A 16,388-nucleotide genomic window follows, 5' to 3' on the forward strand; every position below is an offset into this window, starting at 1 on the left:
GGGCGCTCTTCCCCATCCCCATGCCACCGAGGACAGCGAGCGAATGGACACGTATGACATCGTGGTGGCGGGCAACGGCGCGTTGGGCCTGGCGACCGCGCGCGCCTTGACGCTGGTGGACCCCCGTCTGCGCATCGCCGTGGTCGGTCCCCTCAGCCGTCCCGCGGGAGCGTCCCCCGCCGCCGGGGCGATGCTGGGCTGCTACGGTGAGGTGACGGCGCCCTTGCTGCGGACCGCGCCGGGCCGCGCGAAGCATGCCAAGGGCGTGCTCGCCGCGCGCCTCTGGCCCTCGTGGCTGGAGCAGCTCAATGGCGAGCTGCCTGAGGACGCACACGTCCAGGTCCGCGCGGGCACCATTGTCTTCAGCAACGCCAAGTCCGGGACGATTGAGGACGAGAACTTCATCGCCATCCAGCAGGCGGTGAAGGACGAGGACGAACCGCACGAGCTGCTGGACCCCAACCAGGTGCCGGGCCTGAATCCCGCGGAGGACTGCCGGCCCAAGCAGGCGCTGTTCCTTCCCCGCGAGGGCTCGGTGGACGCGAGCCGCCTGCTGCGGGCGCTCACCCTGTCCCTGGAGCAGTCGCCGCAGGTGTCCGTCGTGGATGGGGCGGTCAAGACGCTGGACGTCCAGGGTGGCCGCGTGACGGGCGTGCGGTTGGAGGATGGCCGCGCGCTCAGCGCCGCGCAGGTGGTGCTCGCCATGGGCGTGGGGACGCAGGCGGTGCTCGACGAGCTACCGGAGCTGGCGCGGCGCATCCCCCGCATCTTCAGCGGCGGCGGGACGTCGCTGCTGCTCCAGGTGCCCCGGCCGTCGCTCCAGCACGTGGTGCGCACGCCGAACCGCGCCTTCGCCTGTGGCCTTCATGGCATGCCCCGCGGGGGGGACCAGCTCTACTTCGGCGCGACGAACATCCTGATGGCGCGGCCGATGCTGCGCACCACACCGGCCGACATGTACTTCCTGCTGGAGTGCGTCCTGGAGCAGATGGACCAGGACCTCTGCGCCGCGCAGCTCGTCGCCTGGCAGGCGGGAAACCGGCCCGTCACCGTGGACACGTGCCCGCTCATCGGACCGACGTCCGTTGACGGGCTGTGGCTGCTCACGGGCACGTACCGCGACGGGCTGTTCCTCTCCCCGCTGCTGGGGCAACACATGGCGCGGCGGATGTGCGGGCAGAGCGGCCTGGTGGCCGAGGACTTCCTGCCGGAGCGCAAGCCCATCTCCCTCTACACGCTGAAGGAGGCGCGCGCGGAGGCGCTCAAGCACTACCTGGCCATGGGCTGGGAGCACGGCATCCGGCTGCCCAAGGTGGGCTGGCACCGCGCCTTCCCGCGCTTCTACCAGCAGATGCTGGACTCGCTCTACGACGCGCTGGGGGAGGAGGAGTTCGTCATGCCCCCGGAGCTCCTGGCCATCGTCGACAGCAATCGCGCGGCCATGGTGCCGTTCTTCCGCAACTACTACGCGGAGGTCCGCAAGGCCTGGGCGTGAAGCGGGCCCAGGCCCGGGACGCTCAGTGGCTCTCCACCGCCGTCCGGTTCTGCCGGGCGGTGACGGCCTCAATCACCTTCTCCGGCGGGACGACGCCGTCGCGCCCGAGCAGCACCGCGGTGGACTCGCCCTCCGCCACCACCTTCCCGCGCGAGAGGAACTGGTGGGTGGCGTAGAAGTACTTCTCGTCCCAGCGGGTAATCGACATGGACACCGTGTACTTCTGGAACGGGCGAAGCGGCTTTTTGTAGTCCATGGTGTGGCGCACGATGATGGGCGCCCACTTCTGCTTGAGCATGAGCGCCAGCAGGCCCGTCCGGATGAACAGGTCGACCCGGCTCAAGTCACAGACGGTGAGGAACCGTCCGTTGTTCATGTGCAGGTTCAGGTCCAGGTCATTGGGCAGGACGCGCTGCTCCAGCGTGCTCGTCAGCGCGTCCACGCGCATCTCCGGCTTCCAGAGCGAGGAGAGCATGACCCACAACATCCTGAGATAGAGATTCATGTGCTTCGGACGGCTCCTGCAGGAAGAACGAGATGAGCCGGGCCGGCGGGTAGTAACCCAGCCCGGAGGAACGCTGATACATGAAACCCAGGTGCCCGCCATGCGGCGTCAGCTCCAGCCGCACGTGCTCCCGCAGCGCGCGTGCGTCGGGGAGCGTGTCCCGGGCGACGAGCGGGTCGTCCTCGGCGTTGAGGATGAGGAAGGGCACCTCGATGCCCGGCAGGAATTGCTGGCTGCTGCATCGCTCGTAGTAGTCCTCCGCGTCCTTGAAGCCGTGGAGGGGCGCGGTGAAGACCTCGTCGAAGGCCTGGATGCTGCGCATCCCGTTCAGCGTCCCAACGCGTGAGGCGAACTCCGGCAGGTGGGCCTTGAGCCGCGCGACGCGCTTGTACGAGTTCAACACGCGGAGCTGGTAGAGCTGGTTGATGCCTTCGCAGGCCCGCCGGGCCGTGCTGCCCAGGGAGAACGTCAGGGACACGGCCGCCGCGGCGGACAGGTGGCTGGCGTGGCCTGTCTCCGCCAGGTAGCGAATCAGCATGCTGCCGCCCAGGGAGAAGCCCACGCCATAGAGTGGCGTGTGGGGCTCCTGCTCACGGACGAGCCGCACCAGCCAGGCCAGGTGGTCAGTGAAGCCCGCGTGATAGAAGGGGGCCCGCCGGTTGGGCACGGCGCCGCCCCGGTGGCACAACACCGCCGCGCGCAGGCCGCGCAGGGACAGCTCCGACAGCAGGCTGCGGACGTAGGTGGAGTCCTGCGTGCCCTGCATGCCGGGCAGCAGGATGAACAATGGGCCTGGCCGCGTCCGGTTCAGCCAGTACACGTCCACGAAGTCACCGTCCGCCAGCTCGTGGCGGATGTGCTCGGTGACCACGTCGTGGCGGCGCCGGTCCAGGTGGGGGACCACGGTCTGCACATGGGAGAAGCGCAGCCACCAGGGGACGTGGAAGACGTTCGCATGCTCAGCCATGGACGGTCCGCGTGGGGGCCTCTTCGGGCAGCGGCATGCCCACCTCGGCCATGACGCTCAGGTCCTTCTCCGTCAGCACGCGGGTGCGCCGCCGCACGATGTCCGCTCCCAGCACCAGATTGAAGTTGGACACGCCGCCATAGCGGTGGTGCAGGAAGTGGTTGCGGTAGACGGCGCGCATGTAGCGGGTCCGCAGCAGCCACGCCAGCCACCGGGGCGCCGTGCGCTGTCCTTCCTCGAAGGGCATGTGCAGGTACGGGTGGACGAAGTGGCTCATGAAGGGCGGCAGCAGCAGCGTCACGCAGCCGGCCAGGAAGGCGATGGGCTTGAGCGTGAAGTAGAACACCGGGAAGAAGATGACCAGCGGGGCCACGAAGACGAAGGCGCCCTCGCCGTGCAGCCGGGTGGCAAAGGCACCGTTGATGATGGTCCGGCCGTGCTTGCCCCGCTGAAGCAGCTCCTCGGTGAGCTTCTGCTTCTCCTCCTCGCTCCGGAACTGCGTCACGTGGTTGCTCCGGAAAGTCCTCACGTGGTGGATGGTGTGGTGGGAGAAGTGCGTGTTGATCATCGGCCGGAACAGGCGCGGCGCGCGGTTCCAGAAGCGCACCGCCTTCGGACGCGCGTCGGACACGTACTCGTGCATGAAGGACTCGACGTACGAGGAGATGACGTACCCCAGCACGAGTCCGAGGAGGACATGGACGTAATCAGGCATTTTCAGCGTTCCTCGCCGGAGATGGTCAGCAGTCGGCCCAGCTGACCTGTCGGCTCGATGGAGGGCGGGGAGGCCAGCGGTGTCCTGGCCTGGCCCGCGTGGACAGGGGGAAAGCCCGTCATCCTGCCGGTGGCCTCGTCGTACACCTTGAGGCGGAAGGCGAGCACCGAGTCGCGCAGACCCAGCTTCACGCCCTCTTCGGCCAGTCCGTGCTGCTCCATGTAGCCGCGCAGCAGGTAGTTGGGAATCTGGGGCTTCAGGTGATGGACGTGGTGCAGGTTGATGGCGCCAAAGAGCCACTCGAAGGCGCGTGGAAGCACCAAGTGACTGCTGCCCTGGAGCGCCGAGCCCTTCAGGGACCACTGTGCCCGCGGAACCCAGTAGGGCCGCTCCACCTGGTGCTGCACGAAGAAGAGCCAGATGCCCAGGCCCGCGGCCACCTGGGTGATGATGAGGTGCACCACCAGCCACCGGGGCCAGTCACCCAGCGCCAGGAACGCGAGGTGGACGGCCACCAGCGCCAGGTTCGTCACCAGGATGGAGCGGCGCTCCGGCCTGCGTTCCTTGGCGACGATGCCCGGCATGCGGAAGCGCAGCAGGAACTGGAAGATGGGCCCCACGCCCAGGAGGACCGCGGGGTGCCGGTACAGCCGGTAGCGCAGGCGCTGCAAGGGCTTGAGCGCCAGGTACTCCTGGGCCGTCATCGTCACGATGTCGCCCACGCCGCGCCGGTCGAGGTCTCCGCTGGTGCTGTGGTGGACCAGGTGCATGGCCCGCCAGTACGCGTGCGGTGCCAGCGTCAGCATGCCCAGCACCACGCCCACCCGGTCATTGGTCACCGGACGCTGGAACAGCGAGCGGTGGGAACAGTCGTGCTGGAGGATGAAGACCCGGACGAGCACGACGCCCGCGAGCACCGCCAGCGCCACGCCGCCCACCAGGCTTTGGGCGAAGAAGACATAGCTGGCCCCCGCGAGCAGGACATAGGCGCCCACGCATCCCACGAGCTGGACCACGCTCCGCAGGGTGCGCGCCCGCCAATCCTGGGACCGGGCGCGAGAATCGCTAACGGTGGATGCGTCAGATGGCATGGCTGCCCCGAATCCCCAGACCTCCCCCGAGGGCAATCAATCTGGGAATTTCCGACATAACGCGCGTTGATTCTCGAATCAAGAAGCCCTGGGGTGGTGGGCGCTTGACGTCATCGGGCGCCGAATTCTCCTGTGGCCTCTGGGGCCGGGCCCTGCGGCGCGGGTGCCTCAACCCGGCGAGACGCCGAGCGCTCCACAGTAGAAGCAGAGCTCGTCGACGTCCTGCTCGATGAGCGCCGTCAGGGTGGTGCCGCCCCCATGCCCGGAGTCGCGAAGCGGGAGCAGGAGAAAGGGCCCGCCCTGCGTGCCTTCCGCCTGAAGTCTGGCGACCATCTTCAGCGGGTCGTGGGGTGGGGCGGTCCGGTCGTTCAGCGCGGCGACGAAGGCCATCCGGGGGTAGCGAAGCCCGGCGCTGACATGGTGGTAGGGCGAGTACCCCGCGAGGTAGGCACCCTCCACCGGGTCCTCGGGTGAGCCGTATTCGACGGTGGCCGAGCTCAGGTAGCCGAAGCTCGGGAAGCGCAGCATGTCGAGCGTGGGCGCGCGGCAGAAGACGGCCCCAAAGGACGCTGGGGCCTGCATGGCGGTGACGGCGACCAGCAGCCCACCATTGCTGTTTCCTCGCGAGGCCAGCCGGGCAGGCACCGTGTAGCCCTCCGACACGAGCCAGCGCGCCGCCGCGATGAAGTCGTCGAAGGCGTTCTGCCGACGTGTCTTGAGGGCCGCCTCGTGCCAGGCGCGGCCGTACTCTCCGCCGCCCCGGACGTTGGCGAAGGCCAGCACGCCGCCCCACTTCAGCCAGGCGGCTTGGAGCGGCGTGAAGCGCGGCTCCATGGAGATGTTGAAGCCGCCGTAGCCACTCAGCCTCACGGGCCACTGTCCGTCGCGCGGCAGGTCCTTCCGGTGGACGAGGAACATGGACACCCGGGTGCCGTCGCGCGACGGGTACCAGACCTGCTCCGTCACGTATTCGGACGCGTCGAGCCCGACGTCGGGGACGTGGTACGGCGTCAGCAGGTCTGCGTCGTAGTCGTAGCGATAGACAGAGGGGGCCTGCACGTACGACATGAAGTTCACCCACACCTCGTCGCCCTGCCATGGGCCACTGACGCCGCTGATGATTCCCTCTCCCTCGTTGCGATTCACGGAGCCCAGGGCTGGGAGCTTCAGGTCGCGCAGCCAGGTGCCGTCCTCGGCGTGGATGCGCACGTGGTGCGACGCCGCGCGTGAATAGACGGCGTAGAGCCGGCCGCCGACGCCTGCGACAGTCTGAAGGGTGTGCTCGCTTTCCGGGATGAGCGTCCGCCACTGGGTGGGCGCCGTCAGCGGCGCGGTGCAGAGCCTGCCTCGTGGTGCGTCGAGGTCGGTATGGATGAGCAGGGACTCCCCGATGACCTGCACCTGATTGAGGGAGGTCATGGCCGTTGCCACGGGGATGAGCGCATCATCCGCGAGGCGCAGCAGGGTGATGACGTTGGCGTGGACGTAGTCCCACTTCGCGAGCACGGCGAAGCGGCCGCACTCGCTCACCTTGACGGTGCACCAGTACTCCTTTTCGTGGTCATCACCGAAGACGCGCCGGGCGGGTGCGCCCGAGCCCAGCCGGTGCTCGTAGACGGCGTTCCAGTGGGCCTCTTCGCCCGTGGGCACCTCGCCGGGGTCGGGATTCGCGGCGTAGAAGAACCCGGATGAATCGGGCCGCCAGGCCACCGAGGCGTGGCTGGTGCCTCGGGGGCGGTCCGGCAGCAGCCTCCCCGTCGAGACCTCGAGGACGTGAATCAATGCGCCGTGGGCGCTTCCCACGGCCTTGCCGAACGCGACGAATGCGCCATCCGGGGAGGGGACCGCGAAGACGAGCACCTCGTTGCTCGCCCACGTGTTGGGGTCGAGCAACGTCTCCAACGGCGCTCCTTCGTGGCGCCGGAGCAGGAGCTTGAGCTTGTCGTCGTGGGCCTCTGCCTGCCAGATGAACTCACGCCCCTCCGGACCGGCGGCGATGGGCGGGGACCTGCGTGCCTGCCGCGCGGAGCGGGTGACCGCCTCGCGCAGTGCCTCGCGTCCAGGGAAGGCGTGGAGCACCGATTGCGTGAGGGCCTCCTGCTCGGAAATCCACGCCTGCGTCTCCGGCGCATCGAGCTGTTCCATCCACGCGTAGGGGTCGTCGAAGCGCTGGCCGTGCAGCGTGTAGCCGCTCAGCGCGTCTCTGCGTGCGGAGGGGTACTTCCAGGTCCGGTCCACGGGCGTCATCGGATGTTCCTCTACGGGGGTGGGTCCTGGCGCGGACGTGCAGGCAGGAGGGCAGGGTGTCGAACTCCGGTATTACGCGCGTGAATCCGACGAATTCCAGGAGGCCGTGGGGCGCGGTGCGGAGCGCGTCGTCGCACCTTGTTTGATTTGCGTAAAACGGAAATAATCCTGCGTCACTTCATCGGGATGGTTTCAACGTTGTTGCGGATTCGCGAGTCGCAGATGAGTTCGTTGCGCAGCGCCGCGATGGACAGCCGCGTCGCGCAGCTCGTCACAGCGCTCCTCGCGGAGCCTTCGGCGGCGGAGCCTGGATGGACCCGCGAGCGGCTCGAGCCGGTGGTGCGCAGGGTGGTGGACCGGGGCATCTTCTCGCTCGACGACGTGCGCGTGTACGTGCAGCTCGCCGAGTCGCTGGGGGATGACTTCGAGTCACAGCGTCGCCACGCGTGGATGCGCTCGTGGCTGGATGACGCCTCCGTTTCGGACCCTGTCGCGCGTCTGCACCGCGTGGTGCGCGAGCGCCGCCGCCGCGAGGACGTGGCAGCGCAGAACCAGCGGAAGGAAGCGGCCTTCCGCCTCCGCCACGCCCCGCCCGGCGAGGGCCGCTGACTTTTCCTCTCCCTGGATGCCTCATGCCCCCTTCCTCGACTTCACGGCAGGACCCGGCGGTTGCTCCATGCCCATTGCAGGCGGGCAAGGGGCAGGTGGAGGTTGTTGTTGTCGATGACCGCGAGACGCCGCTGTCCGGCGTGGCGGTGGAGCTGGCGCAGGGGGCGGCGGACGAGGCGCTGCGCACGCGCACCGACGAGCACGGCGTCGCGCTGTTCGAGGGGCTCGTGGAGGGGCGCTACCGCTTCCGGTTGCTCGACGTGGAGCCCGCGCTGTGGCGGGTGCTCGGCCGGCTTCCTCTGCCTCCGCGCGCCGCGGGCGCAGCGCCCCGCTGGAGCTCCGTCTCGCTACCGAAGCCGCTGTCCTGGACGTGCGAAGGGACGGAGTCGCTCGCGGTGCTGGCGGCGAAGCTGGGTGTGCGTCCCTCACGGCTCATTGACGCGAGCACGGGACAGCCGCTCACCCCGGAGGTGGCTCCCGCTCCGGGAACGCGTGTGGAGGTGCTGCCGTTCTCCCATGAGTGGACGACGGTGGAGACCGGCTTCCGGCATGTGGTCCACCGCATCGGGCTTCCCCTGTCCCTGGTGGTGGTGCTGCGCGACGGCACGCACCACCCCCGAGCGCACCAGCCCTACCTGTTGAAGGTGTGGCTGGACGACGAGGAGGAGTTGCCCGCGCGCGAGGGCATGACGGACGCGGAGGGCCGCATGGCGCAGGTCCTGCCCGCTCGCGCGGCGCGGGGCGAGGTGACGGTGTCTCCCGGCCGCGACGACGAGCGCAAGGTGACGCTGCGCTTCGCGGCGCTGCGCGCGACGAGCGCTCCGGAGGGCTTGCAGGAGCGGCTGGAGAACCTGGGGTTCTCCTGTGGCGGCGAGCGTGGCCAGTTCGGCCCGAAGACGCGCCTGGCCGTGGAGTGGTTCCAGTACGCGCTCGGGCTGCCTCCGAGCGGAGAGGCCGACGAGGCGACCTGCGCCGCGCTGGGCCTGTTGCACCGCTCGTAGCATCGGAGGTCTTTCGTCATGCAGTGCCCCAACTGCGCGCCCGACACGATGCGCGACCTGTCCGTGACGCCGCCTAGCTGCTTGGAATGCGGCGCGGTGCTGGTCTCCGAGCCTCCCAGCATTCCCCCCTCCTTCGGCTCGATGGAGACCGAGGTCGAGCGGCTGGAGAGCGGCGACTACGACGACGTCCTGGATGACATCCTGGACGACGAGGAGCCGTACCGACTCTCCAGCAACGAGATGCGTGATGAGACGCTCGGGGCATCGCTGGTCACCGACGACATCACGCCCCCGAAGTCGCCCCCGTCCAATACGATGGGCGACGACGTCGCCGAGGAGCGCTGTGTTCCGCTGGGCGCGGAGACCACCGTCTCCGACAGGCCCGTCGTTCCGCCGAGCTTCCCGCTGCGGACGCTCCTGTGGAACATCGCGGACCTGGGCGGAGGCCCGAGTGGAACGCTCCCGGTGCGCAAGCCCTGGACCATTGCCGCCCTGGCCCATGTCATCCGCACGGCGAACGCCGACATCGTCACCATCCTGGAGCTGAAGAAGAAGGGTGGCATCCGTCTGGTGGAGCCCAAGCCTCCGGTCCCGATGAAGCAACACACGGGCCGCGGAGGCAGCGGAACGAAGCTTCTGGTGTTGAAGCAACTGGCGTCGGCCTTCGTCGAGCCCACTGGCTACCAGGTCAAGACCGCCTCCGGCGCACAGGTCGGTCAGATTGCGGCTCAGGAGGCGGCGCTCCTCAACGACCTGGCGAAGCACTTCGCGGAGCACGTGCGGCGGACCATCTGGCCCCGTGACGAGCAGGACACGGACGCCGAGGCGTGGGACCCCTCTCATATCGAATGGAGCGAGACCTCGCGGGCGCTGGACGCCGACAAGCTGGGCATCATCGAGGGCCGGCTCGACGCGGCCTGGGCGGAATGCGAGCCAGACCTCGTGAAGCGCTTCGGCAAGCCTCCGGCGAAGAAGGCGAAGGGCGAGGACGACGAAGAAGACGAGGAGCCACCCGAGACGCTCGTTGCGACGTCGATCGACGTGTTCGGGAAGAAGCAGGCGAAGCTGGACGCCTACTGTCTGCTCTGCGTGCGGCTGCTCGTGGAGGAGGGCTACTACGACTGGCTCCAGCCCCACGCGAACCGCTACACGTCTACGGAGAAGGACTCGAAGAAGGGCGGCGCGGAGGCGAAGGAGAAGGCGAAGCGGGACGACCTGGCGAAGCTTGGCATCGCGCTCCTCCGCGAGCACTGCGGCATCCTGTTCCACCGCTATCTGGCGGTCATCGCGGGCCTGGACGCCAAGGGTGTCCCGGCCAGTCAGGGGCAGGTCCTCGAGAACATCCTGCACCGCTCCAACGACGCGCATCTGCAGCGCGTCTACAAGAAGAAGCTCGCCGAGTACCAGGCGCGCAAGGGCGAGGTGGAGGACGCGCCGGAGTCGCACGCGGGGCTGCGCGAGTTCCTTCGCATCCGTGATGCGTTGAACGACCAGTGCAAGGCGCGCGGTGAGGAGGTCTATGCGTCGTGGCCCGCGGAGGTGCCCGACAAGCCCGTCAAGGGGCTCTACACCCAAGATGAGGCGTACGGCGTCCTGTGGCGCAAGTCCAAGTTGGACGTGGACGAATCCGCCATCTCGTACCTCAGTGCCTACGTGGCGAAGCGCTCGCCGGGGGGCGAATCCCCGTCGATGGATGTCGACACCAGGATGGGGGACGACGAGGCGGAGGACGCGCCGGCGCAGACCGTCAAGAGCCTCTACAGCAAGCGGGAGCCCATCCGGATTCCGGTGCGGCTGGCGCAGGTGAAGAACGCGCCCGAGGTGAGCGTGGTGGCGTGGCATCCCCCCGCGCCGGGAGACCGCAACAAGAACGCGCGCGGCACGGACTTCCGCGCCTTCCTCCAGTACTGCAAGGACGAGCGCCAGGAGAAGGTGCTCGGCGTGGTGCTCTCGGACCTGAACATCGACACCGCGCGGCCCAAGGCCGAGCTCGCGAACGATGGCACGCCGTACATCGACACCTGCGTGGAGCGCCTGTCGTTCCACCAGTTCTTCCAGACGCTGCTGGGGCCCGGGGCGGATGCGAGCCACCTGTACGACATGGCGCCCCAGCTCTCGACCATCGCCAAGAGCAAGTTCGGTAGCTGGGCCGTGGACAGCGAGAAGGCGTTCGGGGACGGCTCGCTCAAGACGCTCCGAAGCTTCGTCAACAGCCGGGTGCAGCCGGAGATGTTCGCCCCCTTCAAGACGTCGACAGGCGTCGAGCTGCGGCCCATGTTCTCGTCCGCGGAGGACGTGCTGGCTCACATCGAGTCGTTCATCACGCCTCCGCAGCAGCGCTACGGGGCGAGCGGCTACGACAAGATTCTCGTGTACTCGCGGCGGACGGATGGCTGGATGCTGGAGCAGTCGTCGGTCTACGTCATCCCGTTTCCCATGGCGCTCGCGGACGAGAAGGAGAAGGGACTCTTCTTCATCCACGGCAACCTGCTGCCCAAGCACCTCCAGCCGTTCTGGCGGCTCATCCAACGGGAGGACGCGGCGCTGCCCGAGGATGAGCGGATCTTCGACCACCTGCGTGCCCCGGGCGTGAAGCTCACGGGTTCGGAGGACGCGCGCTGGGAAGAGGTCATGGCCGCCGCGAAGAAGCTGAGCGACCACATGCCGCTCGTCTCCGACCTGCGGCTCATCTACAGCGGCGAGGAGGCGCTGGTCGTGGAGGAGGTGGAGGTCGCCACCGAGACGACGTCCTCCGAGCTGGAGCATTTGGAAGCACTGTGTGCCGCCTATCAGCAGTCCCAGGCCACGGATGACGAAGCCACGGAGGCGCTCGGCGCGATTCTGGACGCCGCGGAGAAGGTCCCCGCTTCGGACCATGCCCGTTCCAACGCGCTGGTGGCGGAGGCCATGCAGTGGCGGGAGACGTTCGCCGCGCTGCGGAGCGCGGGCTTCGAACCGGAGGCGTACTGGGACCATCGGCCCGCGCTGAAGTCGGAGGAGGGGATGGACAAGGGGGGCGGCCAGGGCATCTCGCTGGACACCCACCTGGGCTCCATCCACCAGGGGCGGGTTCACAACGCGGGCGGTGGGGACTGTCTGTTCCGCTCGCTGTCCCAGTTGTTCTTCGGCAGGGAGGAGCACCACCGCGAGGTGCGCCAGGCGGTGGTCAATCACCTGGAGGACCTGCTCGCCGGGCAGTCGCTGGACGACGGGGGCATGGTGGGACCCTCGACGGCGGCGACGTTCCGACAGGACATGGGGCTGCTGCTCGACTGGCACCGTGTGGCCTGGCCGCAGGAGCCCGCGTATCGCCGGGTGGCGGGCATGGACCCCTGGCGCCAGTACCTGCGGGCCATGAGCCGGGACAGGGTTTGGGGCGACCACGTGGTGCTGGCGGCGGCGTCCCACCTGTTCCAGGTGCGCTTCGAGGTTTTCGCCCAGACGGGGGCGACTTCGTACTGGACGGACCTGGTGGACTTCGTGCCGCGCACCGAGGGACACGCGGCGCGGCCCCTGCTCCGGCTGGCGAACCTGGGCAACGCGCACTACGAGGCGGTGGGGCCCACGGATGCGCCGCTTCCCGCGGCCACGGCATTCCCCGCCGAATTGGGAGCGCTCAGCGAGCGCCGCCGCCGCGACGAGGGGCCGGCACTTCAGCCTGGTTCGAAGAAGGTCGAGTCTCCGCGGTCAGCGGCGACGTCGACGCAGAGCGCCACCGCGACGTCGGCTCCGCCCACTGTGGGCCCGGTCTGCAAGTGGCCTCACACGTGCTACTTCCAGTCCGACACCCCCACCCACCATTCGCACGCACTCTTCCTTTTCGGGGAGAATGCCGTCGCGAAGAAGGCCAGATACCCCCAGCCGGACACGCAGGCCGTCATCCGGATGAACCCCAACGCGCTCGGGATTCGCACGTGCTGGGTGCCGGGCAAGGGGATGGAGGACAAGGACCTCGCGAAGAACCAGCAGGCCATCGATGAGGACTGTGCCGAGGCCGTCCAGCTCCTGAAGAGTGGCCATTACACCACGCTGGTGGTGCCGTGGAACCACTCACGGGGCCATGTGGACATCGGGACGGGAGTCGCCAGGTTGCCGGGCAATGCGCCCAAGACGTGGGCGTACCTGACGAAGAAGATCGACGAACTCATCGCCTGGGCAAACACGCACCTGGGCACGGTGCTGGTCGTCCCGCAGGTGAACGTGCTCGTGCCTGCCGTGGTGCGGCAGCAGGCGACGGACCTCCACGTGCAAGAGGTCTCGGACGTGATGAGGCAGGCTGCCTCCATGGGAGATGACTCCAGCACGAGCGTCCTGGGGCAGCCGAACGTCGTGTCGTTGAGGACGCTGCTCTTCTCCGGCGCCACGTCCCCTGAGACGGGGCTGCTGTCGGACAAGGACTACGAGAAGAACAAGGCGATGTTCGACGAGGACCTGGACGTGCTCACCCAGAAGGTGGAGAGCGGCCAGTATCGCAGGCTCGTGCTCGAACGAGACGATGAGGGGCGCATCGTTCTTGGCACGGAATTGGGGAAGCTCGACAAGCACGCGCCTCGGACGCTGGATTATCTGCGCGAGCGCCTGGAGGCGCTGTGCAGGCGCTGTACAGAGGTCCACGTCGAGAGCGCGACGTCGAAGCGGCAGGTCGTCGAGGACGAGAACTCGATGCAGGGCGTCGAGGAGTCGCAGTCCCTGGACTTCCTGTCCGCCAGCGATGGCCGTACTTCCTCCGAGGGAATCAAGCGCAAGAAGCCCAGCGTCGTCGCCGAGGACTGGGAGGACGACGACGCCACCCAGGCGATGGACCCAGCGGCCTGGGGGACCGCGGCGTTCTCGAACTCGGGCTTCAGTGGAGGAGCCCCGTCGTCGCAGTCCTTCGCGGGCTCGGGACAGGTTGCGCCGTCGAACCCTAGGAAGCGCAAGTTCATGGGGCAGCCTGCGAGCGCCGAAGAGAACGAAGAGGTGCAGCTCATGAATGGCGATGACGTGCCGCCCCCGCCTCCCGTCTGGGAGGAGGGGGATGAGGCGGACCCCAAGAAGCAGAAGACGGGGCCGACTGAGTAGGGCCTCGGCATGGGGCAGTCATTTGGAGGCGGCGCGTCAGGCCGTGACGCAGAGCGTGCTGGAGGGTCTCCGGCCTTTCATGAGTCACAAGTCTGGCGCCACTCTCTATCTAAACACATCCAGTGACGGCGACATCCGCTGCGTGGCCCGCCAAAGCCACGCATGCCATCAGCACTCGCCGACGGTTCCTGATGCACAAGCGGTGTGACTCCGGCGCGTGACACATCCACTGGGCCGCGTTGGAGGCCAAGTGCATGGACGCTTGCTGCGGCGGCGCGTATGAGAATTGCGCAGCCAACCTGGAGATACCCAACATGAACAGACAGCGAAGTGTCTTGGCTGCACTCGGCGTGCTGGCCGTTGCCCTCGGGGTGACGGGTTGCTCGCCCGAGTGCGAGACCTCATCGGACTGTGCGTCGACGGGGGCGACCCCGTACGTGTGCGTCGAGGAGAAATGCGTGCCCGACGACTCGCCCTGCGCAGCAGGATGTGGCAGCGGTACCGTGTGCGACGAGTCGGCGGACAACGGACGTGGCGTGTGCGTCCAGTGCTTGAGCGACGCGCAGTGCGGCGGTGATACGCCTGTCTGTGACATCACCAGCAAGAGCTGCAAGACGTGTCTCGAGGGCGCCGATGGCAGCGCCCAGGGCTGTCTGACGGGACAGGTCTGCAACGCTGGCGGCAACGGCGGTCTCGGCGTGTGCGAGGGCTGCGGCAGCAACGCCGAGTGTGCCGAGGGCACGCCTCAATGCAAGCTCGGGACCCCGGGCGTGTGCGTGGAGTGTCTGGAGAGCAGCCACTGCGCCAACGACGCCCAGCCGGTGTGCAGCGACAACAACGTGTGCGGCTGCACCGAGAGCGCGCAGTGCGGTGGTGAGACGCCACTGTGCGACACCGCTCGGGACAACGGGCAGGGCGAGTGCGTGGAGTGCATCGACAACAGCCAGTGCTCCGCGCGGCAGAGCTGCAACGCCGCTGGAAGGTGCGAGACGTTGACGGGGCTCGACGAGGCGAACGCGCAGATTGCCGCCTTCCACGCGGCCCCCACGGGCGACCTGCCCGAGCCGCTGTCCATTCACGGCGCCTTCGTCACCGCCATCACTCCGGAGAGCGTTGAGCCCCGCGGCTTCTTCGTGCAGGCCACGGCGGAGGGCCCCGCGTTGTTCGTCAGCCACTCCGACGAGGCGCAGGTGGCCGTGGGGGACCGGGTCTCCTTCAAGGTGGTCACGAAGCTCCTCCAGTCCGGCAACACCGCCGCGGACTACAAGCTGGACACCGCGAGCGTCATCTCCGACTTCCAGAAGCTGAGCTCGGGCCACCCTGTGCGGAAGCTCGCGGCGGACGGCGGCCTGGTGACGCACGTCACCGACGACGCGGTGGTGAACCTCGACACTTACGAGAGCCGGCTCGTCCGGGTGACCGGCAGGGTGACCACCACGGCGGGTGCCGGCAAGCAGGCGGGAACCGGCTACAAGGTCGCGCAGTTCGCGATGGACGGGACCCCGATCACGGGCGGGTTGGGGCCGCGGCTGCGCATGCCCACCGAGCTGGCCGACCTCATCGGTGTCGGGCTGAACTGCCGGGTCTCCGTCGAGGCGGGCGTGATGTGGCGCTACGACGACGCGACCAACACCCCCAATCCCCAGACGCCGTACTACCCCATGCCCCTGGTGACGGCCTTCTCGCTGTCGGACTTCTCGGTGGATTGCTCGGAAACGGCGGTCACCCTGAAGGTGCAGACCGTGGTCCCGCTGTCGCCCACGCAGTTGCGCGTGACGTTCGAGCCCGGCATCGACCCAGGCACCCTCGCGGATGTGGCGACCCAGTTCACCTTCGGCGACAGCGGGCTGACCGCCACGGCCTACACCCTCGACGAGAAGACCCTGGTGCTCACCACGACCGCCCAGGAGCCCGGCACGCAGTACGCGCTGTCGGTGGACCCGTCGGTGAAGAGCTACACCGGTGTCAGCGTGAGTGGGACGGCCACCTTCAAGGGCTACCGGGTACCGGCGCTGCTCATCATCAACGAGGTGAACCCGAACATCACCACGGGCGTCTCCGCGACGAACAACCGCGACCTCATCGAGCTCAAGGCCGTGACGGCAGGGGCCATCGAGGGCATCACGCTCACCGAGGAGGCCACCAGCGTGTCCCGGCTGGCGACCCTGCCGGACGTGACGGTGGCCGCGGGCGACCTCATCGTCATCCACTTCCGTCCGAACTCGGCCGAGCTCGCTGCGGGCAATGACACCCTGTCCAAGGACGAGAAGACGTACGAGACGTTCTACCCGGGGGCGTGGGACGTCGTGACGGGGACCAGCAGCCATCCGACCTTCAATGACCGTCTGCTGCGCCTCGCGAATCCGCAGGGCGACACGCAGGACGTGGTGGCCTTCTCCCACAAGAGCATGACCGCCGCCCGTCCGGCCAACTACCCCGTCGTCCTCCGGGCCGCCCAGGCGGAGGGGCACTGGAGTCCGGTGGACTGCCGCGGTGAGACGGCCACCCCGGTGCCGTGCGCCTATGACAGCGCTCCGCTGACGGCGCTCGACGTCTCGGTGGACTGGGGCGTGGTGGCGGAGAACACCCAGAGCGTGTTCCGCTATCAGGGGGCTGACACCCACTCGATGGTGGACTGGGCCTTCTCGGAGACGTCCAGCTTCGGCGAGGAGAACCCGGCCCGGCCGTAGTCAGGCT

At 68.3% G+C, this 16,388-nt stretch carries 10 protein-coding genes; 5 read left to right on the forward strand and 5 right to left on the reverse strand.

Annotated features, from left to right (window positions below; genetic code table 11):
• Positions 1–43 precede the first annotated feature (43 nt).
• Positions 44–1,495, forward strand: a complete 1,452-nt coding sequence (locus tag FMP39_RS19785) for an FAD-binding oxidoreductase (RefSeq protein ID WP_141591887.1) — start codon at positions 44–46, stop codon at positions 1,493–1,495.
• Positions 1,496–1,517: 22 nt separating this feature from the next.
• Here the strand turns inward: FMP39_RS19785 and FMP39_RS19790 are convergent, their stop codons facing one another.
• From FMP39_RS19790 to FMP39_RS19810, 5 genes are all read right to left on the reverse strand, one after another.
• Entirely contained in the window at positions 1,518–1,970 is a 453-nt protein-coding gene (locus FMP39_RS19790; RefSeq protein ID WP_228558144.1) for an acyl-CoA thioesterase, read from the reverse strand.
• On the reverse strand, positions 1,891–2,967 hold the full coding sequence (locus FMP39_RS19795; RefSeq protein ID WP_141591888.1) for a YheT family hydrolase: 1,077 nt from the start codon (positions 2,965–2,967) through the stop codon (positions 1,891–1,893). The genes FMP39_RS19790 and FMP39_RS19795 overlap by 80 nt, the downstream gene beginning before the upstream one ends.
• The gene (locus FMP39_RS19800; RefSeq protein WP_011555420.1) at positions 2,960–3,682 is read right to left on the reverse strand and encodes a hypothetical protein; all 723 of its coding nucleotides are present in this window, start codon (positions 3,680–3,682) and stop codon (positions 2,960–2,962) included. The genes FMP39_RS19795 and FMP39_RS19800 overlap by 8 nt, the downstream gene beginning before the upstream one ends.
• Before the next feature lie 2 nt (positions 3,683–3,684).
• Positions 3,685–4,698, reverse strand: a complete 1,014-nt coding sequence (locus tag FMP39_RS19805) for a fatty acid desaturase (protein WP_228558145.1) — start codon at positions 4,696–4,698, stop codon at positions 3,685–3,687.
• Positions 4,699–4,941: 243 nt separating this feature from the next.
• A complete protein-coding gene (locus tag FMP39_RS19810; protein ID WP_141591890.1) occupies positions 4,942–7,020 on the reverse strand; it encodes a prolyl oligopeptidase family protein in 2,079 nt (692 codons plus the stop codon).
• Positions 7,021–7,242: 222 nt separating this feature from the next.
• Between FMP39_RS19810 and FMP39_RS19815 the strand changes: the two genes are divergently transcribed.
• From FMP39_RS19815 to FMP39_RS19830, 4 genes are all read left to right on the forward strand, one after another.
• A complete protein-coding gene (locus tag FMP39_RS19815) occupies positions 7,243–7,629 on the forward strand; it encodes a hypothetical protein (protein ID WP_225888024.1) in 387 nt (128 codons plus the stop codon).
• Between the two features lie 23 nt (positions 7,630–7,652).
• Entirely contained in the window at positions 7,653–8,630 is a 978-nt protein-coding gene (locus FMP39_RS19820; protein ID WP_228558146.1) for a peptidoglycan-binding protein, read from the forward strand.
• Between the two features lie 18 nt (positions 8,631–8,648).
• Complete coding sequence (locus FMP39_RS19825) at positions 8,649–13,691, forward strand: hypothetical protein (protein WP_141591891.1); 5,043 nt, start codon at positions 8,649–8,651, stop codon at positions 13,689–13,691.
• Between the two features lie 458 nt (positions 13,692–14,149).
• Entirely contained in the window at positions 14,150–16,381 is a 2,232-nt protein-coding gene (locus FMP39_RS19830; RefSeq protein WP_141591892.1) for a hypothetical protein, read from the forward strand.
• The last annotated feature ends 7 nt before the right edge of the window (positions 16,382–16,388 follow it).

The sequence above is a fragment of the Myxococcus sp. AB056 genome, assembly GCF_006547365.1.
GTDB lineage: Bacteria > Myxococcota > Myxococcia > Myxococcales > Myxococcaceae > Myxococcus > Myxococcus virescens.